The sequence below is a fragment of the Crocinitomicaceae bacterium genome, assembly GCA_016708105.1.
Taxonomy (GTDB): domain Bacteria; phylum Bacteroidota; class Bacteroidia; order Flavobacteriales_D; family Crocinitomicaceae; genus JADJGJ01.
In genome coordinates, this window is record JADJGJ010000001.1 from 22689 (window position 1) to 48736 (window position 26048).

Annotated in this window: 10 protein-coding genes; 8 read left to right on the forward strand and 2 right to left on the reverse strand. The window is 42.8% G+C overall.

The annotated features are described in order from the left end of the window. Entirely contained in the window at nucleotides 1-1278 is a 1278-nt protein-coding gene (locus tag IPH66_00105) for a T9SS type A sorting domain-containing protein (protein ID MBK7127753.1), read from the reverse strand. Between the two features lie 180 nt (nucleotides 1279-1458). On the opposite strand from IPH66_00105, the gene uvrC reads away from it, so the two are divergent. Continuing rightward, nucleotides 1459-3258, forward strand: coding sequence for an excinuclease ABC subunit UvrC (gene uvrC, locus IPH66_00110; protein MBK7127754.1), 1800 nt, complete (start codon nucleotides 1459-1461; stop codon nucleotides 3256-3258). A 295-nt stretch (nucleotides 3259-3553) separates the two neighbouring features. Continuing rightward, the gene (locus tag IPH66_00115; protein MBK7127755.1) at nucleotides 3554-3826 is read left to right on the forward strand and encodes a hypothetical protein; all 273 of its coding nucleotides are present in this window, start codon (nucleotides 3554-3556) and stop codon (nucleotides 3824-3826) included. On the opposite strand, the gene IPH66_00120 is transcribed toward IPH66_00115, so the two are convergent. Then, nucleotides 3827-4303, reverse strand: a complete 477-nt coding sequence (locus IPH66_00120) for a hypothetical protein (GenBank protein MBK7127756.1) — start codon at nucleotides 4301-4303, stop codon at nucleotides 3827-3829. Between the two features lie 371 nt (nucleotides 4304-4674). On the opposite strand from IPH66_00120, the gene IPH66_00125 reads away from it, so the two are divergent. From IPH66_00125 to IPH66_00150, 6 genes are all read left to right on the forward strand, one after another. Continuing rightward, nucleotides 4675-6453 (forward strand): agmatine deiminase family protein, encoded by a 1779-nt coding sequence (locus IPH66_00125; GenBank protein MBK7127757.1) that lies wholly within the window; start codon nucleotides 4675-4677, stop codon nucleotides 6451-6453. A gap of 76 nt (nucleotides 6454-6529) precedes the next feature. Then, nucleotides 6530-8017: a fused MFS/spermidine synthase gene (locus IPH66_00130; GenBank protein MBK7127758.1), complete on the forward strand. Its 1488-nt coding sequence runs from the start codon at nucleotides 6530-6532 to the stop codon at nucleotides 8015-8017. A 237-nt stretch (nucleotides 8018-8254) separates the two neighbouring features. Beyond that, complete coding sequence (locus IPH66_00135) at nucleotides 8255-8680, forward strand: hypothetical protein (GenBank protein ID MBK7127759.1); 426 nt, start codon at nucleotides 8255-8257, stop codon at nucleotides 8678-8680. An 18-nt stretch (nucleotides 8681-8698) separates the two neighbouring features. Continuing rightward, the gene (locus tag IPH66_00140; protein MBK7127760.1) at nucleotides 8699-18643 is read left to right on the forward strand and encodes a PKD domain-containing protein; all 9945 of its coding nucleotides are present in this window, start codon (nucleotides 8699-8701) and stop codon (nucleotides 18641-18643) included. Next, nucleotides 18640-25320: a gliding motility-associated C-terminal domain-containing protein gene (locus IPH66_00145; GenBank protein ID MBK7127761.1), complete on the forward strand. Its 6681-nt coding sequence runs from the start codon at nucleotides 18640-18642 to the stop codon at nucleotides 25318-25320. The genes IPH66_00140 and IPH66_00145 overlap by 4 nt, the downstream gene beginning before the upstream one ends. A 210-nt stretch (nucleotides 25321-25530) precedes the next feature. Further along, on the forward strand, nucleotides 25531-26034 hold the full coding sequence (locus tag IPH66_00150) for a DUF2480 family protein (protein MBK7127762.1): 504 nt from the start codon (nucleotides 25531-25533) through the stop codon (nucleotides 26032-26034). Nucleotides 26035-26048 lie beyond the last annotated feature (14 nt).

Below are 26048 nucleotides of genomic sequence, written 5' to 3' on the forward strand. Positions count from 1 at the left end.
TTAAAGAACAACTACTTTTCTCATCTCCAACGCCTCGCCCTGCAATACTGAAATAAAGTAAACTCCCGCAGCTAAAGCATCAATCACAATCTGCTGATCAGTTGTTGTGATAATTTGAAGTTGTGATCCGGTTTCAGAATAAATGGTGATGGTTTTTGATTCTGTATTCAGACCTTCAATAATAAAGTTACCTGACGCAGGATTAGGATAAATACTGAATGAATGAATCTCGCCGTTTTCAACTCCCAACGCCGGATTTCCGTTAATTAAATCGTAGCGGTAGTTTTCCAGAATCGCACGCATCATATCAATTTGACCTAGCGTGAAAGAATTCTGACAAGTTTCAGCAGAATAGTCCATATAATTTTCAACCATATCAGGCAAATCACCTAAAGTTCCAATGTTATCGGTGCAAGTATTTGATGAGAAATTACAATCTTGATTAGATTGATCAGCAGCGTTTGGTGTATCATCAATTCCATCTTCAGCGGTGCAATCACCATCACCCCAAATATGTCTTAAACCTAAGTAATGACCAACTTCATGAACGGTTGTTCTACCTTGTACATCAATTGGGCCACTGCCTGCATCAAGCTCATTGGGATTATTACTTCCAAACGCCTGATACTGGATTACTACACCATCACTCATGCCATCAGTTGAACCGGCCGGCCAATGAGGTAAATCAGCCGGTGGAGTAGCGTATCCAAGCAAAAAAGGAATATCAAATAATGACATATCACAAACCCAAATGTTGAGGTATCTTGATTGATCCCAAGGGTCAATGCCACCGTTGGCTGTTGATTTTACTCCTTCGGCAGGAGTACCGCCAACTCCAAAAAAGGAATTTTGAGCTGTGTAAGTTCTGGTAATACCGGTGGTTGGGTTTCCGTCAGGATCAAACATGGCTAGTTGAAATTCAATATATGAATCACCCACAATGGTTAAAAAAGTATCACGCGTATTCGTAGTATCTTCATTTAATCTGCGATAGTCTTCATTCAGCCTGGCTATTTGGTTAAAAATCACAGAATCATCCAAGTTCTCTTGTGGTGTATTGTAAACAATGTGCACCACAACCGGTATAATATAAACCGTGCTGCGATCTTGTGAACCGGTTTGTTTTGCCCTGTAAAAGGTTTCGTTTACATTTTCAAGATATCCCGGATGATTGGCATCATAATCAAGAATTGCCTGATGCGTACCGCAATGATTATATTGCTGCGCAAGTGAATTCAGTCCGGCACAAAGTGCAATTAACAAAACCGATTTTTTCATAGTGAAGTTTCTTTGGTTCTAAAATTAGACAAGATATTTTTTATTTATACGTGATTTACATGAACGGTGTTGGTATACTACTGATGGAATCTTCAGCTCCCCGCCCTATTTATTAATTATTCAAGTTGATTATTGCTGCGTATTGCATATCTACACCGCGGACTTGCTATCTTTACATCCATGTCTGATCACTTGAAAGATAAAATAAAAACTTTACCTGATAGTCCCGGGGTGTATCAATATTTTGATAAAAACGGAACCATCATTTATATTGGTAAAGCCAAAGATTTGAAAAAAAGAGTGACCTCTTATTTTGTGAAAGAACATGATAATGCAAAGACAACAATTCTGGTCAGAAAAATTGCAGACATTAAATATATTGTTGTTGAAACAGAATTAGATGCTCTGTTGCTTGAAAATAATCTGATTAAAAAATATCAACCCAGGTATAATATTCTTTTGAAAGATGATAAAACGTATCCCTGGATTTGTATAAAAAATGAAGAATTTCCACGTGTCTTTTATACACGACGAGTAATTAAAGATGGCTCAAAATATTTTGGTCCCTATGCCTCAGGAAAAATGATGCACACCTTACTTGATTTAATACGCGATGTTTATCCGCTAAGGAATTGTACACTGAATCTTTCAAAAAAAAATATTGATCAAAAAAAATATAAAGTTTGTCTTGAATATCATATTGGAAATTGCAAAGGACCATGTATTGGTGAACAAACCGAAAAGGAGTACGATGATTACATCCATGAAATTAAAAACATTTTACGGGGTAATGTTTCCTCTGTTATCAGTGAACTTAAACAACTGATGAAAAAAAAATCTGAAGCTTTGTTATTTGAAGACGCTTTGTTGATCAAAGAGAAAATTGAGACGCTTGAGAACTATCATAGCAAGTCTGCTGTCGTGAGTCCGGCAATTCACAATGTTGATGTTATCTCAATGGTTGAAGATGAAAACGAGGCGTATGTAAATTATTTAAAAATCAATAACGGAGCCATCATTCAAGGCCATACGGTTGAGGTAAAGAAGAAATTGGATGAAACGCCGGCAGAAATTATTCCGCTGGTATTAGTTGAAATGCGTGAGCGTTTTGGAGATGAAGCAAAAGAGATTATTTCAGAAATTGATATAAGCGAGATATTCAAAAATTTGATCATTACAGTGCCTCAACGTGGTGAAAAAAAGTCACTGCTTGAATTGTCACAGCGCAATGCAAAATTTTTCATGCTTGAAAAACATAAGCAAGAGAAATTAATAGATCCGGAAAGACATACTGAACGCATTCTTTCAACTATTCAAAAAGATTTCAGGTTAAAAGATTTGCCGTCACACATGGAGTGTTTTGACAATTCAAATTTTCAGGGAACAAATGCGGTGGCGGCATGCGTGGTTTTCAAAAATGGCAAACCTTCAAAAAAAGATTATCGGCATTTTAATATTAAAACGGTAGAGGGCCCAAATGATTTTGCGTCTATGGAAGAAATTATTTATCGCCGGTATAAACGATTGCTTGAAGAGAATGCTTCACTGCCTCAACTTATAGTGATTGATGGCGGAAAAGGTCAGTTGAGTGCCGCATTAAAAAGCATTGATGAATTAGGGTTACGAGGCAAAATTGCATTGGTGGGTATCGCAAAAAAACTGGAAGAAATATTTTTTCCCGGTGATTCTGTTCCGGTATATATTGACAAACGCTCTGAGTCGTTAAAAGTAATTCAGCACATGCGTAATGAAGCGCATCGCTTTGGTATTACGCATCACCGAAATAAGCGGAGCAAAGCTGCCATAGGTTCTGAGCTCACTTGGATTGATGGTATAGGCGAAAAAACAGCTGAAGAATTGTTACGTCATTTCAAGTCAATCAAACGTATAAGAGGAGCCAATGAAAATGAACTCACCGAAATAATTGGTCAGGCAAAAGCAAAGTTGGTGATTCAATACTTTCAAAATTCTAGTGGATAAGTACTGATCTGAAGGTTGAATAATTATTGGTTGACACGATTACTAGAAATGATCTTTTAGTCGTCGTGCTGATAGGTGCATTCGCAGGCGGCTACTTGCGCCTACGAATACGAGAACGATTGGAAATGTAATTTTTAACCCTCAAAATTCTTGAAAAAATTATTGTGTAATCTGGATTAATTGTATCTTGGTATGAACAGTGTGTAATGACAATCTGGAATCAACATGTCAATTTATTGAACTAATAATTGACAACAGAAATCACAAATATCACACACAAAAAATAACTACATAGATGAAAGATCAGATTGTTAAGTTGATTGAAGTTTGCAATAGAGCATTGAGTAATATAGTTGTTGAATCAGGCACCGTGCCACGACACAGGGTAAACGCAGAATTATTTGCTCAACTGAGAAGTGGTGCTTTGGCATGTATTTACCAGCACTATGGTGAAAAGCATCCGTTTTATCTTGAGTTTGAGAACTTCGTAAAAACGCCTGATAAAAGAGATACTGAACGCGCAAAAGGAATTCTTGCTGCAGTAAAATCTGATCTGGAAAAACAATAATTATCTTCTTGGAAGAACCGACATCATACCGCTGATAACTGTATTGGTATTGTCAAGCGGAACACTTTCAGTAGGATCTTCATAGCGTGTATTCATTGATATTAACGCCGGATTTGAAGGATCATACACTACCATGGTATTAGCATACTCCATGGGTGCAGGCTCATCACTTGATGATGTTTCAGGGTTCATTGCATAACCTTCAGGTACATGCTGTGATTCTGATGAATTGTCTGCTATGTGAGAAATGGAAGCATCTGAAAAATCTGACTTCTCAACAGGGGCATGATTAGCAAGTAGCAGTGTTGCAGGCTCACTCTCATTTTCAGATTGAATTGACTCATAAGCCTCAATCATGGAAAATTCAATGCCTTCACGAAAAGATCCATCTCGTGATGTCAGCTGGTTGACTAGGTCAAGATACCTTGTCAATACCATTGCAGTGAGTAATATGATTCCGATATTCTGAATCTTCATTTTTTTCAAAAGGGTAACGAAGGTAACAAATTCCACGAAAAATCAAAGGTTTACGCAGATATTTTCTTTACCATTCCCGTGCCATATACAACGTAGCCCAGTGTCTACGGTTGTCTCCGAAGGATATTAATTTACTCTTATCAATATATGCTCACCTTGTTAAAACGCTTAAAAACAGACTGAAACAATCCAAATGAATACATTATTTGATAAACGGCTAAGGCGTAAAGGGTTTTCTTTTTATCTTGTGCTGATAATCAACAGAGGTTTTAAGTATCAATTCATCATAGGCTATCAATTGCATAGGTTTCAATTTTGTTGAAATCGCTAGCGCAAAATGAATGGCGAATAATTAGAAAAAAGTAGAACACATGAAAAACACATTTTTGATTTTATTCTCTTTAGCAATCATGTTAAATATTGCTCGGGCTCAACAAGAGAATCTTCCGAGGTATATGACGCCTGAAGAATATCAGATAATGGATGCATATCTTCAAAGTTTTGATGAAAGAGGAATAACCACTCCACCACCTTTCACTTCACTGCGCACAGCAGCTGAGTGGGAAGAAGTGCAGGCGCTGGTTGTCACTTGGACTGATCAATACAATACCATACACCGTCAAATAATTGATGCGGCGCAAGAAGAGTGTCTAGTCATTATAATGTGTACTGACTCAAATGATGTGAAATCCAATCTCACATCCAACGGGGTGCCTGATGTAAATATTTCATACATTGAAATCGGATGGAACTCAGTTTGGATTCGTGATTATGGCGCTAATTCTGTTTATGTAAATGATGTGGATTCTCTCATTTTGGTTGACTGGATTTATAATCGCCCTCGTCCGCTGGATGACGTGATTCCGGATGCGTATGCAGCCATGCTGGGAATTAATATTTACTCCATGACAGCCAATCCTTATAAAATCGTAGCTACCGGTGGAAACTGGATGTCTGATGGCGCCGGTCAAGGTTTTTCATCAGAGTTAATTTTAGATGAAAATGATGGATCGGGCTCAGGTGGCCTTGCTTCTTATCCTACACATACTGAACCTGAAATTAATGATTTGTACAATGATTGGATGGGTATAACTTCCTACATTAAAATGACCGTGTTGCCTTATGACGGAATTCATCACATTGATATGCACATGAAAATTGTAGATGAAGAAACTTTGCTTGTTGGTGAATATCCTGATGGCGTTGCTGATGGTCCACAAATTGAAGCAAATCTGCAATATGTTCTTTCTAATTTTACAACCAAATTTGGAACCCCGTATAAGGTGGTGAGAATTCCGCAACCACCAAGCACAAGTGGTTTATATCCTGATGGTGGTGGATATTATCGCACGTATGCCAATCAAACTTTTGTAAATAATACTATTTTGTTGCCTACCTATCGTGAAGAATATGATACCATTGCACTGAATATTTTGGATAGTTTAATGCCGGGTTATACCATCGTTCCAATTGATGTAGATAATACAGGTATGAATTTGATTTCTGCTGGTGGGGCAATTCACTGTATCACTCATACAGTTGGCGTGAGTGATCCTTTATTGATATCGCATAAAAAATTGGAAGACACGTATGATGATGTGAATCCATATTTGGCAAGTGCTGAAATAAAACATAAATCAGGTATAGTAAATGCTAGTATTTTTTATAAAACAACTTTAGCTGGCGCCTATACTGAAATCCCAATGACAAATACCGGAGCAGATACTTGGACTGGTTCAATTCCGGCACAGGCAGTGGGTACTACGGTGTATTATTATATTGGAGCAGAAGCAGTGAATGGTCGTCAGACAGAACATCCAATTCCTGCACCTGATGGTTATCACCAATTTAAAGTATTGGATGGTGGCAATGTTGATATTGCATCTGAAAATCCTGTAGTGATGAATGCTATTTATCCAAATCCGGCTAAAGCAATTACAGTAATTCCTGTTACTTTTTCTCAGGCAGTTTCAGCAAAAATATATTTGACAAATATGTTGGGTGAACTTGTTGCAGTAATTCATGATGGAAATGTAAGTGTCGGTGAACAGAATTTTTTCATAGATGCTTCACAATTTGAAGCTGGAATTTATCAGGTTGTTATCGCGGTGGATGATTATCGCACGGTGCAGAAATTAATTATTCAATAGTCGGATAAGTATTGTGCTAAACGCTTCAGTCAGGAAATTTTTATTCCTTTTATCTTTCATTGAAGGTTCGTCAGTAATGGCGTGTGAGTTGTTTGGTGCAAAGTTGATTGCTCCATTTTTTGGCGGATCTCTCTATGTGTGGGCCGCCGTTCTTGGTGTTACTTTATTGTCACTCATGTCGGGATATTATCTTGGAGGATATCTTTCAAAAAAGTACAAACACACTTCGCTCGTCTATTTCATTTTAATTTGTGCCGGAATTTTTATGATCATCATGCCACACACCAGCTTGTGGATCATGACAGCAACATTAGATTTTTCTGTACAATGGGGCACTACTATTTCGTTGATGGTATTTATGTTTCCCGCTCTTTTATTGATGGGTACTACCAGTCCGCTCATTATTAATCTGATCAATGATGCTGCAGATAATTCAGGTAAGAGCGCCGGATCAATTTATGCATTTTCTACACTGGGAGGAATTTGCGCCACTTTTTTAGTGGGATTTTATTTATTGCCTGAATTTGGAATTAAGTGGCCTTGTTATTTTTTTGGATTATTACTTGCGTTATTTCCTTTACTCGCTTTAGTCGGCAAAAAATATTTCAAAGCATTTATTTTTTTAGTTCCTTTTGGTTTAACCGCATTTATCAACGCACAAAAAAATTTGGATCAAGAAAATTATCATGTCTTGTATGAGTCTGAAGGAATTTTGGGTCAGATTAGAGTGGTTGACATGCCATATTATACATCAACACGTGGTTGGAAAAATGGGCGCGCATTGCTGGTAAATAATACAGCGCAATCAATCATGGATGTTGATAATCCGGAATATGATTTGTGGGATTGGTCTTACTTTTTTCCAACGGCGGTAAGTATATTTCCAAAAGGAAGTGATGCACTTTTATTAGGTCTCGGTGGAGGAACCATTGTTCATCAATTTAATCGCCTTGGTTTCAATACTGATGTGGTTGAAATTGATCAGCGGGTGAAAGAAGTTGCCTTGAAATATTTTGCTGTTCCTGATTCAACCAATATTATTGTTGATGACGCGCGCAGGTATATCAATACCTGTAAAAAAAAGTATGACATTATTACGCTTGATCTTTTTCTGAATGAAACTCCTCCTTCACATGTGCTCACAGTGGAATGTTTTTCTACCCTGAAGAATATGTTAAAACCTGGTGGTCTTGTAATGATGAATTTTTACGGGTTTATTTCTGGTGAAAAGGGACATGCTTCACGCTGTATTTTCAAAACATTTCAACAAGCAGGATTTTATACACAAATTGTTGCTACTCCAGGTGCTGAGAACAACAGAAATTTAATTTTTTTAGCACAAGTAGATACGCTTGATTTTACCAGATGTAATTATACTGAACCACATGTTCAACCTGTTTCTGATCTGACAAAATATTTCATTGCTATTGATGAAGTTGATATGAATGACGCCATCATTTTATCTGATGAAATTCCGGCTCTCGAAAAAATATATTTACCCGCTGCGCTCGATTGGAGAAAAAGTACCATCGATTATCTTTTAAAGCCCACTTTGGGAAGGTAAATCCTCGCAATCTTACGCGTTAAATATATAACAAAGCTATGCTCTAAATAACAATTCGCTTATTATCGCTTAAACCATGTTTTAAAACGAAATATTTGTTTAACCAAAATGTATATAAACATCATATTTACAACAAGATAGGATGTTGATATTTTTTTGAGATAAAAGCATCCTTTTTTATGAATTTCAGGCAACTTCACATTTAACGATTCGTCAAGTTAATGTTAAATAGTGCTTATGAAATTCCTACAATCATTGATTTTAGTTTTTGCGGTTAGTGTCTGCTTTTCTCAGGCAGGTTCCCCTAACAGCAGAGTAGTAGATTTTTTGGGATCTGAAAAATATCAAGAGACATTATCATCCAACCCCGGATTGATAAAATATTTGGAAGCAAAACTGCAATTTGGTTTTGAATTGACTGACAAAATAAATGAGAAGTCAACTGGTTTAAAAACGCTAGCAGATATTCCGTACTCCGAATTTTCAAAAGATGGAATACTCAGTTCAGTAGATTTTGTGAATTCATTTCTGGCTGGAAGTTTAAATGTCCTCCATATTCAATTACCCGCAGATCCTAACGCAGATAATTATTATGTAATAGGAAGTACAGGTTATATTTTAGTTGTAAAAAGTAACAGTTATATCAATAGTCAGATTAAATAATAATTAACTGAAAATTTCATGAAGAGAATAAGTTCAATTATATTCATTGTGTTTATTAGTCTGACGGCATTTGGTCAAACCTATAACATGACCAATGGTAGTGTTACAACCTGTTCAGGTACTTTTTATGATTCAGGTGGCTCAGGCGGAGATTATGGAATTAGTGAAACGTTTGTGTTTACAATTTGCTCATCTGTTGCTGGTCAATCCCCACAACTAAATTTTACTTCATTTTCAATTGAGAGTGGTTGGGATGATCTTTATATTTACGATGGTGCAACTACAGGGTCTCCGCTTATTGGGTCCTACACAGGTACAGGTTCTCCCGGTGTTGTTACCGCATCAGGTAGTTGTATCACAATACAATTTACATCTGATGGTTCAGTAGTGTATCCTGGATGGGCGGCAACAATTTCATGTGTTACTCCACCCCCTCCAGGCTCAAATGTGAACATGTCTAATGGAAGCACTTCTTTGTGTAGTGGAAACTTTTATGACTCCGGTGGTCCTTCGTCAAATTATGGCTTTAGTCAAAATTTAACGTATACAATTTGCCCTTCTACTCCTGGCAGTATGGTGCAGGTAAATTTTACTTCGTTCGATTTAGAAAATAATTACGATTTTCTCACAATTTATGATGGTAACTCAACTGCCGCGCCTACATTAGGATCGTATACCGGTAGCGCTGGGCCCGGCATAGCCCAAGCAACTCCTGGAAATCCCACAGGTTGCCTAACTTTTGTCTTTACTTCGGATGGAAGCTTTAGCTACACAGGATGGGCTGCTACTATTTCTTGTACTCAGCCTTGCCAAACTATCACCGCCAATATTGCTTCAGTCACCCCTGCACCTGTTGCTGGTTATGTTAAGATATGTCAGGGTCAATCTGTAAATTTTACTGGATCAGGTACTTTTTCTTCTAGTGGGGCCGGAGCAACTTATTCTTGGAATTTCGGAGATGGAACATCAGGAACTGGAACTAGTGTATCTCATGCCTTTCCTACTTCGGGCAGTTATGCTGTTGGTCTCACCATTACTGATCCAAGTGGTTGTTCCAATTCTAACTCAGCAACACAAGTAGTTCAAGTTTCAACAACACCTACAATCGTAACTAATGCCGCACCAAATCCAATATGTTTAGGGCAAAGTTCTAACCTCACGGCCAATGTTACGATGACTCCGTATGTGCCTAATTGCACCCCGCCGGTATCCGGCACAACTTTCTTGCCTGACGGCTCTGGTGTTTCATACACAACTTCTATTACTGTTAATTGTTTTAATTCCGGTCAAACTATTACCAGTGCTGCTGATTTCTCTAACATTTGTTTAAATATTGAACATTCCTTTTTAGGAGATTTGGATATTGTCATCATTTGTCCGAATGGGCAAAGTATGACTCTGAAGGATTATCCAGGCGGAGGAGGCACATATCTTGGGGGGGCACTAGATGATGGGTCAACTACTCCCGGAACGGGCTCAACATATTGCTTTACTCCCGGTGCAACCACACTCTTGGTTGATGGATCAACCGTTACTGCAGGGAGTCCTGCTGGTGCCTCAATCACGCCAGGAAATTATATGCCTGTTGATCCTTGGTCAAATTTATTCGGTTGTCCGTTAAATGGAGCTTGGACAATACAGGTGACCGATAATCTTTCCATTGATAATGGCTACATTTTCAACTGGGATGTGAATTTCACCGTTCCTCCGGCTGCTGGCGGTTTTACACCTACCATCGCTTCACAAGGTTGGGTTGCTACTCCGGGACTTACCTCTACAGGTGCAACCACGGCCTCTGTTACACCTACGGCTGCTGGCACACCTTGTTATACATATTCTGTTACCGATAATTTTGGTTGTACCTATACCCAAACTCAATGTGTAACTGTCAATAATGCCCCAAGCATGACCAGCGCCAATACAGCTTCGATTTGTTCAGGCGGTACTGTGAGTATCCCACTTACAAGTACAATGGCAGGAACAACTTATACCTGGGTTGCGACAGCTAACCCGAATGTTACAGGTGAAAGTACAGGGACGCAATCAACGAGTACCCTTAGCAATACGCTTACTAATTCAACTGGTGCAGTTCAAACTGTTACCTACACCGTTACCCCAACTGCTGGTGGATGCGCGGGAACGCCACAAACTGTTACGGTTACCGTGAATCCGATTCCAACAGTAACTGACCCTGCAAATCAAACCCTCTGTGCCAATACTGCAACAACTGCGGTGAACTTCACAGGAACAGCAGGGGCCACCTTCAACTGGACTAACAACAACACCAGCATTGGTCTGGCAGCCAGTGGCAGTGGTAATATCGCATCCTTCACGGCTACCAATGCCGGTGCTACTCCAATTACTGCAACAATTACGGTAACACCCACGCTCGGGGGATGTACAGGGACGGCACAAACGTTCACTATCACGGTAAATCCAATACCAACAGTAACTGACCCAGCCAACCAGACACTCTGCGCGAACACAGCAACTACAGCAGTAACATTCACGGGTACAGCAGGAGCTACATTCAACTGGACAAACAATACACCTTCAATCGGTCTAGCAGCAAGCGGCAGTGGAAACATAGCATCATTTACAGCTATTAATGCAGGCACCACCCCGGTAACAGCAACTATTACGGTAACACCAACCTTGGCAGGCTGCACGGGTACTGCGCAAACATTTACTATTACGGTGAATCCAATACCAACAGTAACTGATCCTGCCAACCAGACACTCTGCGCGAACACCGCAACAACTGCGGTAAACTTCACAGGCGCAATTGCAGGGACAACATATAACTGGACAAACAGCAACACCACCATTGGTCTAGCAGCAAGTGGAAGTGGAAACATAGCATCATTTACAGCTATTAATGCAGGCACCACCCCGGTAACAGCAACTATTACAGTAACACCAACCTTGGCAGGCTGCACGGGCACTGCGCAAACATTTACTATTACGGTGAATCCAATACCAACGGTAACTGACCCAGCCAACCAGACACTCTGCGCGAACACGGCAACAACTGCGGTAAACTTCACAGGCGCAATTGCAGGGACAACATATAACTGGACAAACAGCAACACCACCATTGGTTTAGCAGCAAGCGGCAGTGGAAACATAGCATCATTTACAGCCACCAATGCAGGCACCACCCCGGTAACAGCAACTATTACGGTAACACCAACCTTGGCAGGCTGCACGGGTACTGCGCAAACATTTACTATTACGGTGAATCCAATACCAACAGTAACCGACCCAGCCAACCAGACACTCTGCGCGAACACGGCAACAACTGCGGTAAACTTCACAGGCGCAATTGCAGGGACAACATATAACTGGACAAACAGCAACACCACCATTGGTTTAGCAGCAAGCGGCAGTGGAAACATAGCATCATTTACGGCTATTAATGCAGGCACCACCCCGGTAACAGCAACTATCACGGTAACACCAACCTTGGGTGGCTGCACGGGTACTGCGCAAACATTTACTATTACGGTAAATCCAATACCAACAGTAACTGATCCTGCCAACCAGACACTCTGCGCGAACACGGCAACAACTGCGGTAAACTTCACAGGCGCAATTGCAGGGACAACATATAACTGGACAAACAGCAACACCACCATTGGTCTAGCAGCAAGCGGCAGTGGAAACATAGCATCATTTACGGCTATTAATGCAGGCACCACCCCGGTAACAGCAACTATTACGGTAACACCAACCTTGGCAGGCTGCACGGGTACTGCGCAAACATTTACCATTACAGTCAACCCAACACCAACAGTTACAGATCCGGCTGACCAGAGTATTTGTGCAGGAGGATCAACCACGGCGGTGAACTTTACCGGATCGATAGCGGGTACAACATATAACTGGACCAACAATAACACCAGTATTGGCCTTGCGGCAAGTGGTACAGGAAATATTGCATCATTTATAGGAGTTAACGGTACTGGAGCTCCAATTACAGCAACAATAACGGTTACTCCAACCACAGGCGGCTGTACGGGAACACCACAGACTTTTACGATTACAGTTACGCCAAATCCGGTGATTGCGGTTGCAGGCACCAACCCAACCATTTGTACCGGCACAGACGGAACCATAACGATCACGGGACTAGCAGCCAGCACGGCATATAGCGTGAGTTATACAGATGACGGCGTACCTGTTGGACCATTAGCGATGACCTCTAATGCGGGAGGGTCAATAGTGATAACGGGTCTTAATGCCGGAGCGTACACTAACTTCCAGGTTAGCATGGGATCATGCGTGAGCACGAGCGCAACGTTGATCACTTTAGTAGATCCAAACCCTCCAATGGTCAACGACCCGGCGGATCAGACCTTGTGTTCAGGCAATGCAACCACAGCGGTAAACTTTACGGGTACAGCTGGGGCAACATTTAACTGGACGAACAGCAATACATCCATAGGTCTAGCCGCAAGTGGCAGTGGCAATATTGCGTCATTTACTGCAACCAATGCAACAGCACTTCCAATCACAGCAACAATTACGGTTACACCAACACTTGCCGGATGTACGGGTACAGCGCAGACATTTACCATTACAGTAAATCCAACTCCAACAGTAACTGATCCGGCGGACCAGACTTTGTGTTCTGGCAACGCAACGACAGCGGTGAACTTCACAGGTACAGCTGGAGCCACGTTTAACTGGACCAACAGCAATACAGCGATAGGTTTAGCAGCGAGTGGTAGTGGTAATATTCCATCGTTTACCGCAACCAATGCAACAGCACTACCAATCTCGGCTACGATTACGGTAACACCGGTCTTGGGTCCATGCACTGGCACACCACAAGCATTCACTATAACGGTAAACCCAACACCAACGGTGACAGATCCGTCAGATCAAACTTTGTGTTCAGGCAATGCAACCACAGCAGTAAACTTTACCGGAACAGCGGGAGCAACATTTAACTGGACAAATAGCAATACTGCCATTGGTCTAGCAGCAAGTGGTAGTGGTAATATTCCATCGTTTACCGCAACCAATGCAACAGCACTACCAATCTCGGCTACGATTACGGTAACACCGGTCTTGGGTCCATGCACAGGCACACCACAAACGTTCACTATATCGGTAAATCCAACACCCACGGTGACAGATCCTGCAGATCAAAGTGTTTGTGCAGGAGGAACAACAACAGCTGTAAACTTTACGGGTACAGCCGGAGCGACATTTAACTGGACAAACAACAATACAGGCATAGGTCTTGCAGCCAGTGGCACAGGCAATATTGCATCATTTACGGGAATCAATGGCACAGGTGCGCCAGTAACGGCAACCATTACCGTGACTCCGGTACTTGGACCATGTACAGGTACCCCACAAACATTTACCATTACAGTGAATCCAAATCCGGTGATTGCGGTTGCAGGCACCAACCCAACCATTTGTACCGGCACAGACGGAACCATAACGATCACGGGATTAGCAGCCAGTACGGCATATAGCGTGAGTTATACAGATGACGGCGTACCTGTTGGACCATTAGCGATGACCTCTAATGCGGGAGGTTCGATCGTGATAACGGGTCTTAATGCCGGAGCGTACACTAACTTCCAGGTGAGCATGGGATCATGTGTGAGCACGAGTGCGACGTTGATCACTTTAGTAGATCCAAACCCTCCAATGGTGAACGATCCGGCTGATCAAACACTCTGCGCGAACATGGCAACTACAGCGGTAACATTCACCGGTACAGCAGGAGCTACATTCAACTGGACAAACAATACACCTTCAATCGGTCTTGCAGCAAGCGGCAGTGGAAACATAGCATCATTTACAGCTATTAATGCAGGCACCACCCCGGTAACGGCAACTATTACAGTAACACCAACCTTGGCAGGCTGCACGGGTACTGCGCAAACATTTACTATTACGGTAAATCCAATACCAACGCTAACCGATCCAGCGGATCAAACCCTTTGTGCAAACACGGCAACCACAGCAGTAACATTTGTAGGTACCGCAGGAGCAACTTTCAACTGGACGAATAACAATACAAGTATTGGTTTAGCAGCAAGCGGCAGTGGTGATATCGCTTCGTTTACGGGATTAAATCCAACACCTGGAACAACAGCAACCGCGACTATCACAGTAACCCCGGTATTAAGTGGATGCAGTGGTACTCCACAAACATTTACCATCAGTGTAATTAATACCCTTCCAACGCTGACATGTCCGGGTAACCTCACGGCTGTATGTTCAATTACAGAACAACCGGCTTATGCAAACTATGCTGCATTTGTGGCAGCGGGAGGTTCATCCTCATCGGTGGGAGGCACCATCAATACGGCAAGTTTTACTTTGGTGAGCGAAGTATCAGATGGCAATACTTGTCCTGAAACAGTAACAAGGACATATAGTATACAAGATGATTGTGGCAGTACGGCAACGTGTACTCAAACTATTGTGATTAATGACAATATTAACCCAACCGCCACGGCCCCGGCAAACATTACGGTTGAGTGCATAGGTGATGTTCCAGCCGCAGACCCAACGTTGATTACCGATGAAGCGGACAACTGTTCAGTACCGACAGTAGCTTTTGTAAGTGATGCAAGCGATGGCAACACCTGCCCCGAGACCATAACAAGAACTTATTCAATCACGGATGCATGTGGAAACACCATCACGGTAACACAAACAATCGTGGTAGATGATACAACTAATCCGACAGCATCAAACCCGTCAAGTATAACAGTTCCCGGAGGCCCAGCCCCGGCGCCGGATCCAACGGTTGTTGTAGATGAGGCAGACAACTGCACGCTGAACCCAACGGTAGCTTTTGTAAGTGATGTAACGGACGGCAACTTGTGTCCTGAGACTATTACAAGAACGTATAGTGTAACGGACAATTGCGGCAATCAAATTACGGTAACGCAATTAATTTTGATTACTGATCCAATCATGCCAACGGCGTCAAATCCGGCTCCTGTTACAGTAGAATGTATAGCAGATGTACCAGCACCGGACCCAACGGTGGTGATAGATGAGGCGGACAATAATGGAGTACCGACCGTTGCATTTGTGAGTGATGTATCAGATGGATTAACTTGTCCAGAGACGATCACAAGAACGTATTCAGTAACGGACAACTGTGCCAATGTAATCACAGTAACACAAACTATTACGGTGAATGATATCACTAACCCAACGGGGACAGCCCCGGCAAATATTACTGTTCAGTGTATAGCAGACGTACCGGCGGCTGATGTAACGTTGATTAACGATGAAGCAGACAACTGCACAGCAAATCCGGATGTACAATTTGTGAGTGATGTATCAGATGGTAATACTTGTCCAGAGACTATTACAAGAACCTATAGTATCACGGATGATTGCTCAAACACAATCAACGTAACACAGACCATCGTTGTTGATGATACCACCAACCCAACAGCCACGGCCCCGGCAAACATCACGGTTGAGTGCATAGGTGATGTTCCAGCCGCAGACCCAACGTTGATTACCGATGAAGCGGACAACTGTTCAGTACCGACAGTAGCTTTTGTAAGTGATGCAAGCGATGGCAACACCTGCCCCGAGACCATAACAAGAACTTATTCAATCACGGATGCATGTGGAAACACCATCACGGTAACACAAACAATCGTGGTAGATGATACAACTAATCCGACAGCATCCAATCCGGCAAGTATAACAGTTCCCGGAGGCCCTGCACCGGCGCCGGATCCAACGGTTGTTGTAGATGAGGCAGACAACTGCACGCTGAACCCAACGGTAGCTTTTGTAAGTGATGTAACGGACGGCAACTTGTGTCCGGAGACTATTACAAGAACATATAGTGTAACGGACAATTGCGGCAATCAAATTACGGTAACGCAAACCATTTTGATTACAGATCCAATCATGCCAACGGCGTCAAACCCTGCCCCTGTTACAGTGGAATGTATAGCAGATGTACCGGCAGCTGACCCAACAGTAGTGATAGATGAGGCGGACAATAATGGAGTACCGACCGTTGCATTTGTGAGTGATGTATCAGATGGTAATACGTGTCCAGAGACGATTACAAGAACATATAGTGTAACGGACAACTGCGCAAACCAAATCATGGTAACACAACAAATTATTGTGAATGATATTACCAATCCAACGGGAACAGCCCCGGCAAATATTACTGTTCAGTGTATAGCGGACGTGCCGGCAGCTGATGTAACGTTGATTACCGATGAAGCAGACAACTGCACAGCAAATCCGGATGTACAATTTATGAGTGATGTATCAGATGGTAATACTTGTCCAGAGACTATTACAAGAACGTATAGCATCACGGACGATTGTGGCAACAGTATCAACGTAACCCAAACAATCGTTGTTGATGACACCACCAATCCAACGGCGTCGAATCCGGCATCAGTGACGGTAGAATGTATAGCAGATGTGCCGGCAGCAGATCCATTGGTAGTGATAGATGAAGCGGACAACTGCTCTGTTCCGACAGTTGCTTTTGTGAGTGATGCAAGTGATGGCAATACTTGTCCTGAGACCATAACAAGAACTTATTCAATCACGGATGCATGTGGAAACACCATCACGGTAACACAAACAATCGTGGTAGATGATACAACTAATCCGACAGCATCAAACCCGTCAAGTATAACAGTTCCCGGAGGCCCAGCCCCGGCGCCGGATCCAACGGTTGTTGTAGATGAGGCAGACAACTGCACGCTGAACCCAACGGTAGCTTTTGTAAGTGATGTAACGGACGGCAACTTGTGTCCTGAGACTATTACAAGAACGTATAGTGTAACGGACAATTGCGGCAATCAAATTACGGTAACGCAATTAATTTTGATTACTGATCCAATCATGCCAACGGCGTCAAATCCGGCTCCTGTTACAGTAGAATGTATAGCAGATGTACCAGCACCGGACCCAACGGTGGTGATAGATGAGGCGGACAATAATGGAGTACCGACCGTTGCATTTGTGAGTGATGTATCAGATGGATTAACTTGTCCAGAGACGATCACAAGAACGTATTCAGTAACGGACAACTGTGCCAATGTAATCACAGTAACACAAACTATTACGGTGAATGATATCACTAACCCAACGGGGACAGCCCCGGCAAATATTACTGTTCAGTGTATAGCAGACGTACCGGCGGCTGATGTAACGTTGATTAACGATGAAGCAGACAACTGCACAGCAAATCCGGATGTACAATTTGTGAGTGATGTATCAGATGGTAATACTTGTCCAGAGACTATTACAAGAACCTATAGTATCACGGATGATTGCTCAAACACAATCAACGTAACACAGACCATCGTTGTTGATGATACCACCAACCCAACAGCCACGGCCCCGGCAAACATCACGGTTGAGTGCATAGGTGATGTTCCAGCCGCAGACCCAACGTTGATTACCGATGAAGCGGACAACTGTTCAGTACCGACAGTAGCTTTTGTAAGTGATGCAAGCGATGGCAACACCCGCCCCGAGACCATAACAAGAACTTATTCAATCACGGATGCATGTGGAAACACCATCACGGTAACACAAACAATCGTGGTAGATGATACAACTAATCCGACAGCATCAAACCCGTCAAGTATAACAGTTCCCGGAGGCCCAGCCCCGGCGCCGGATCCAACGGTTGTTGTAGATGAGGCAGACAACTGCACACTGAACCCAACGGTAGCCTTTGTAAGTGATGTAACGGACGGCAACTTGTGTCCTGAGACTATTACAAGAACGTATAGTGTAACGGACAATTGCGGCAATCAAATTACGGTAACGCAATTAATTTTGATTACTGATCCAATCATGCCAACGGCGTCAAATCCGGCTCCTGTTACAGTAGAATGTATAGCAGATGTACCAGCACCGGACCCAACGGTGGTGATAGATGAGGCGGACAATAATGAGTACCGACCGTTGCATTTGTGAGTGATGTATCAGATGGATTAACTTGTCCAGAGACGATCACAAGAACGTATTCAGTAACGGACAACTGTGCCAATGTAATCACAGTAACACAAACTATTACGGTGAATGATATCACTAACCCAACGGGGACAGCCCCGGCAAATATTACTGTTCAGTGTATAGCAGACGTACCGGCGGCTGATGTAACGTTGATTAACGATGAAGCAGACAACTGCACAGCAAATCCGGATGTACAATTTGTGAGTGATGTATCAGATGGTAATACTTGTCCAGAGACTATTACAAGAACCTATAGTATCACGGATGATTGCTCAAACACAATCAACGTAACACAGACCATCGTTGTTGATGATACCACCAACCCAACAGCCACGGCCCCGGCAAACATCACGGTTGAGTGCATAGGTGATGTTCCAGCCGCAGACCCAACGTTGATTACCGATGAAGCGGACAACTGTTCAGTACCGACAGTAGCTTTTGTAAGTGATGCAAGCGATGGCAACACCTGCCCCGAGACCATAACAAGAACTTATTCAATCACGGATGCATGTGGAAACACCATCACGGTAACACAAACAATCGTGGTAGATGATACAACTAATCCGACAGCATCAAACCCGTCAAGTATAACAGTTCCCGGAGGCCCAGCCCCGGCGCCGGATCCAACGGTTGTTGTAGATGAGGCAGACAACTGCACACTGAACCCAACGGTAGCCTTTGTAAGTGATGTAACGGACGGCAACTTGTGTCCTGAGACTATTACAAGAACGTATAGTGTAACGGACAATTGCGGCAATCAAATTACGGTAACGCAATTAATTTTGATTACTGATCCAATCATGCCAACGGCGTCAAATCCAGCTCCTGTTACAGTAGAATGTATAGCAGATGTACCAGCACCGGACCCAACGGTGGTGATAGATGAGGCGGACAATAATGGAGTACCGACCGTTGCATTTGTGAGTGATGTATCAGATGGATTAACTTGTCCAGAGACGATCACAAGAACGTATTCAGTAACGGACAACTGTGCCAATGTAATCACAGTAACACAAACTATTACGGTGAATGATATCACTAACCCAACGGGGACAGCCCCGGCAAATATTACTGTTCAGTGTATAGCAGACGTACCGGCGGCTGATGTAACGTTGATTAACGATGAAGCAGACAACTGCACAGCAAATCCGGATGTACAATTTGTGAGTGATGTATCAGATGGTAATACTTGTCCAGAGACTATTACAAGAACCTATAGTATCACGGATGATTGCTCAAACACAATCAACGTAACACAGACCATCGTTGTTGATGATACCACCAACCCAACAGCCACGGCCCCGGCAAACATCACGGTTGAGTGCATAGGTGATGTTCCAGCCGCAGACCCAACGTTGATTACCGATGAAGCGGACAACTGTTCAGTACCGACAGTAGCTTTTGTAAGTGATGCAAGCGATGGCAACACCTGCCCCGAGACCATAACAAGAACTTATTCAATCACGGATGCATGTGGAAACACCATCACGGTAACACAAACAATCGTGGTAGATGATACAACTAATCCGACAGCATCAAACCCTGCAAGTGTAACAGTTCCCGGCGGCCCAGCCCCGGCGCCGGATCCAACGGTTGTTGTAGATGAGGCAGACAACTGCACGCTGAACCCAACGGTAGCTTTTGTAAGTGATGTAACGGACGGCAACTTGTGTCCGGAGACTATTACAAGAACGTATAGTGTAACGGACAATTGCGGCAATCAAATTACGGTAACGCAATTAATTTTGATTACTGATCCAATCATGCCAACGGCGTCAAATCCGGCTCCTGTTACAGTAGAATGTATAGCAGATGTACCAGCACCGGACCCAACAGTAGTGATAGATGAGGCGGACAATAATGGAGTACCGACCGTTGCATTTGTGAGTGATGTATCAGATGGATTAACTTGTCCAGAGACGATCACAAGAACGTATTCAGTAACGGACAACTGTGCCAATGTAATCACAGTAACACAAACTATTACGGTGAATGATATCACTAACCCAACGGGGACAGCCCCGGCAAATATTACTGTTCAGTGTATAGCAGACGTACCGGCGGCTGATGTAACGTTGATTACCGATGAAGCAGACAACTGCACAGCAAATCCGGATGTACAATTTGTGAGTGATGTATCAGATGGTAATACTTGTCCAGAGACTATTACAAGAACCTATAGTATCACGGATGATTGCTCAAACACAATCAACGTAACACAGACCATCGTTGTTGATGATACCACCAACCCAACAGCCACGGCCCCGGCAAACATCACGGTTGAGTGCATAGGTGATGTTCCAGCCGCAGACCCAACGTTGATTACCGATGAAGCGGACAACTGTTCAGTACCGACAGTAGCTTTTGTAAGTGATGCAAGCGATGGCAACACCTGCCCTGAGACCATAACAAGAACTTATTCAATCACGGATGCATGTGGAAACACCATCACGGTAACACAAACAATCGTGGTAGATGATACAACTAATCCGACAGCATCAAACCCGTCAAGTATAACAGTTCCCGGAGGCCCAGCCCCGGCGCCGGATCCAACGGTTGTTGTAGATGAGGCAGACAACTGCACGCTGAACCCAACGGTAGCCTTTGTAAGTGATGTAACGGACGGCAACTTGTGTCCTGAGACTATTACAAGAACATATAGTGTAACGGACAACTGTGGCAATCAAATTACGGTAACGCAAACCATTTTGATTACAGATCCAATCATGCCAACGGCGTCAAACCCTGCCCCTGTTACAGTGGAATGTATAGCAGATGTACCAGCACCGGACCCAACAGTAGTGATAGATGAGGCGGACAATAATGGAGTACCGACCGTTGCATTTGTGAGTGATGTATCAGATGGATTAACTTGTCCAGAGACGATCACAAGAACGTATTCAGTAACGGACAACTGTGCCAATGTAATCACAGTAACACAAACTATTACGGTGAATGATATCACTAACCCAACGGGGACAGCCCCGGCAAATATTACTGTTCAGTGTATAGCAGACGTACCGGCGGCTGATGTAACGTTGATTACCGATGAAGCAGACAACTGCACAGCAAATCCGGATGTACAATTTGTGAGTGATGTATCAGATGGTAATACTTGTCCAGAGACTATTACAAGAACCTATAGTATCACGGATGATTGCTCAAACACAATCAACGTAACACAGACCATCGTTGTTGATGATACCACCAACCCAACAGCCACGGCCCCGGCAAACATCACGGTTGAGTGCATAGGTGATGTTCCGGCCGCAGACCCAACGTTGATTACCGATGAAGCGGACAACTGTTCAGTACCGACAGTAGCTTTTGTAAGTGATGTAAGCGATGGCAACACCTGCCCTGAGACCATAACAAGAACTTATTCAATCACGGATGCATGTGGAAACACCATCACGGTAACACAAACAATCGTGGTAGATGATACAACTAATCCGACAGCATCAAACCCTGCAAGTGTAACAGTTCCCGGAGGCCCAGCCCCGGCGCCGGATCCAACGGTGGTGATAGACGAGGCAGACAACTGCACGCTGAATCCAACGGTAGCCTTTGTAAGTGATGTAACGGACGGCAACTTGTGTCCGGAGACTATTACAAGAACGTATAGTGTAACGGACAATTGCGGCAATCAAATTACGGTAACGCAATTAATTTTGATAACCGACCCAATCATGCCAACGGCGTCAAATCCGGCTCCTGTTACAGTAGAATGTATAGCAGATGTACCAGCACCGGACCCAACAGTAGTGATAGATGAGGCGGACAATAATGGAGTACCGACCGTTGCATTTGTGAGTGATGTATCAGATGGATTAACTTGTCCAGAGACGATCACAAGAACGTATTCAGTAACGGATGCCTGTGCTAACCAAATCATGGTAACACAACAAATCATGGTGAATGATATTACTAACCCAACGGGGACAGCCCCGGCAAATATTACTGTTCAGTGTATAGCAGACGTGCCGGCAGCTGATGTAACGTTGATTACCGATGAAGCAGACAACTGCACGGCAAATCCGGATGTACAATTTGTGAGTGATGTGTCAGATGGGAATACTTGTCCAGAGACTATTACAAGAACGTATAGCATCACGGACGATTGTGGCAACAGTATCAACGTAACCCAAACAATCGTTGTTGATGACACCACCAATCCAACGGCGTCGAATCCGGCATCAGTGACGGTAGAATGTATAGCAGATGTACCGGCAGCAGATCCATTGGTAGTGATAGATGAAGCAGACAACTGCTCAGTTCCAACAGTAGCTTTTGTGAGTGATGCAAGTGATGGCAATACTTGTCCTGAGACCATAACAAGAACCTATAGTGTAACGGATAACTGTGGAAATACGATCAACGTGACCCAAACTATTGTTGTAGATGATACAACTAATCCAACAGCATCCAATCCGGCAAGTGTTACGGTAGATGTGATAGCCAATGTACCAGCAGCAGATCCATTGGTAGTGATAGATGAGGCAGACAACTGCACACTGAATCCAACGGTGACTTTTGTAAGTGATGTGTCAGATGGATTAACTTGTCCAGAGACGATTACCAGAACATATAGCGTAACGGATAACTGCGGTAATCAAATTACGGTAACGCAAACCATTATTGTATCAGACATCATTTTGCCAACGGCATCGAACCCGGCAGGGGTAACGGTAGAATGTATAGCAGATGTACCTGTGCCAGATCCATTGGTTGTGATAGATGAAGCGGACAATGGAGGAGTACCGACAGTAGCTTTTGTGAGTGATGTATCAGATGGCAATACCTGCCCTGAAACTATTACAAGAACATATAGTGTAACGGACAACTGTGCCAATCAAATCATGGTAACACAACAAATCATTGTGAATGATATTACCAACCCAACGGGAACAGCCCCGGCGAATATTGCGGTTCAGTGTATAGCCGATGTACCGGTGGCTGATGTAACGTTAATTACAGATGAAGCAGACAACTGCACGGCAAATCCGGATGTACAATTTGTGAGTGATGTATCAGATGGTAACACGTGTCCTGAGACGATAACAAGAACGTATAGTATCACGGATGATTGTGGAAATACAATCAACGTAACACAATTAATTATTGTGGATGACACCACCAATCCAACGGCGTCGAATCCGGCATCAGTGACGGTAGAATGTATAGCAGATGTGCCGGCAGCAAACCCTGCAGTTGTTATCGACGAGGCCGACAACTGCACGGCATCACCACTTGTACAATTTGTGAGTGATGTATCAGATGGCAATACGTGTCCTGAGACGATTACAAGAACGTATAGTGTAACGGACAACTGCGGAAATCAAATCACGGTCACACAACAAATCATTGTGAATGATATTACCAATCCAACGGCATCTAACCCTGCCCCAATCAATGTATCATGTGCATCCAATGTACCTGCTCCGAATGTTACGGCAGTGATAGATGAGGCGGATAACTGCACGGCATCACCGGTTGTAGCGTGGGTATCAGATGTGTCAGACAACAACACCTGCAACGGAGAAATCATCACGCGAACATATAGCGTGACAGATAACTGCGGCAATCAAATTACGGTGACCCAACAAATTATCATTGGTGTAACCACACCGACAGTAAACGCAGGAGTTGATGTTACATTATGCGAAGGAGAAGTAGTCACCCTTACAGCAAGTAATCCGGATGCTGCGGTTATTAGCTGGGATAACGGAGTAATCAACAGCACTGCATTCACGCCACCGGTGGGCACAACAACCTATACTGTAACGGCTACTCAATGTGGTGGAGAATGTTCATCAACCGATCAGGTAGACGTGGTTGTTAATCCGCTTCCGGATGTGGTGTTTATGGGGGATAGTTTGATTGGATGTTCTCCAATGCCTGTGAACTTCACAAATCTTACGATACCGGCAGGATCTAACTGTAGTTGGGATTTTGGAAACGGACTATCTGCGAATGGTTGTGGAATAGTTTCAACACTCTATGATATGGCAGGATCATATGACGTGACATTAACAGTTACATCTGATGAAGGCTGTGTTGCAACAGAAACGTATAATGACTACATTACAGTTGTTGAACCACCGGTAGCATCATTTATGTATTCGCCAGGTTATGTTGCCGTTTCTAATCCTGAAGTTGAATTCTTGAATGAGTCAATCAATGCAGATTCTTATTACTGGGATTTTGGTGATGGAACCTACTCTTTACAAACAGATCCAGAACATGCATTCCCTGCAATTGGAAACATGACCTACACAGTAACGCTCACTGCAACAAACTCGGTAGGATGTTCAGACACAGCATCTGTACAAATTGAAATAATGGATGAAATTCTCTTCTATGTTCCAAATGTATTTACGCCAGACGGAGACGGAAATAATAACACGTTCTTCCCTGTATTTACAGCAGGTTATGATGTCTATGATTATCACTTAACCATTTTCAACCGCTGGGGTGAAGTGATATTTGAATCCTATGATGCGTCTGTTGGTTGGGATGGAACCTATGGTGATCAAGGTCTGGTTGAAGACGGAGTTTATATATGGCAAATTGAGTTTGGTGAAACCATGTCTGACAAGCGCCATAGAGTAAGAGGACATGTAACAGTATTGAAATAAAAAAGTAAGAACAAAAAAGTAAGGAGGCTGCAAACAAAGGCAGCCTCTTTTTGTTTTTGTATGATGTACTTTTTACAATTATTGTGCAATCGGTCTGGTTATCTCTTGAAAAAAATGAGCCAAATTCAAATCTCAATAATTTTCAAAACAGTCAAATATCTGCAAATGGTATATTTTTATCAAAATAAATTGAGATCTTAAATTTGTATTATGGGAGAAGATATAATTAATAAAGTTGCTGAAGCAGGCATTGAGCAAATAGATCTTAAAATGTTTATGCCAGATAAAAAACAAATTATTCTGCTTGACATAAAAGATCAACTTTGGAATAATTTAGTCATAAAAGAAAAAGAATTCAGGGCTTGGATAAAAAATCATAACTGGATGCAGTATGAGGGAAAAACGGTAGCTGTGTTTTGTTCTGCTGACGCTATAATTCCGGCCTGGGTGTATATGCTCATTACATCTGAATTAAAAAATTCTACGGTGATATATGGAGATTTGGAGGCAGCGACAGAAAGTTTGTTCTTCAATTCTCTTTCCAGCTATGACAGCAGCAAATTACAGGACAAAATTGTGATGGTAAAAGGTTGTTCTGATATACCTTGTCCTGAAAAAGCATATGTTGTGCTAACAAAAAAACTGTTGCCATTTGTAAAATCGCTGATGTTTGGCGAACCTTGTTCTGCTGTTCCGGTTTACAAAAGAAAATGATAATCACATCATGA

Bases quoted from the DNA above. Each gene is read 5' to 3' on its own strand.
- IPH66_00105 (MBK7127753.1), bottom strand. From the start codon at position 1,278: ATGAAAAAATCGGTTTTGTTAATTGCACTTTGTGCCGGACTGAATTCA.
- uvrC (MBK7127754.1), top strand. From the start codon at position 1,459: ATGTCTGATCACTTGAAAGATAAAATAAAAACTTTACCTGATAGTCCC.
- IPH66_00115 (MBK7127755.1), top strand. From the start codon at position 3,554: ATGAAAGATCAGATTGTTAAGTTGATTGAAGTTTGCAATAGAGCATTG.
- IPH66_00120 (MBK7127756.1), bottom strand. From the start codon at position 4,303: ATGAAGATTCAGAATATCGGAATCATATTACTCACTGCAATGGTATTG.
- IPH66_00125 (MBK7127757.1), top strand. From the start codon at position 4,675: ATGAAAAACACATTTTTGATTTTATTCTCTTTAGCAATCATGTTAAAT.
- IPH66_00130 (MBK7127758.1), top strand. From the start codon at position 6,530: ATGGCGTGTGAGTTGTTTGGTGCAAAGTTGATTGCTCCATTTTTTGGC.
- IPH66_00135 (MBK7127759.1), top strand. From the start codon at position 8,255: ATGAAATTCCTACAATCATTGATTTTAGTTTTTGCGGTTAGTGTCTGC.
- IPH66_00140 (MBK7127760.1), top strand. From the start codon at position 8,699: ATGAAGAGAATAAGTTCAATTATATTCATTGTGTTTATTAGTCTGACG.
- IPH66_00150 (MBK7127762.1), top strand. From the start codon at position 25,531: ATGGGAGAAGATATAATTAATAAAGTTGCTGAAGCAGGCATTGAGCAA.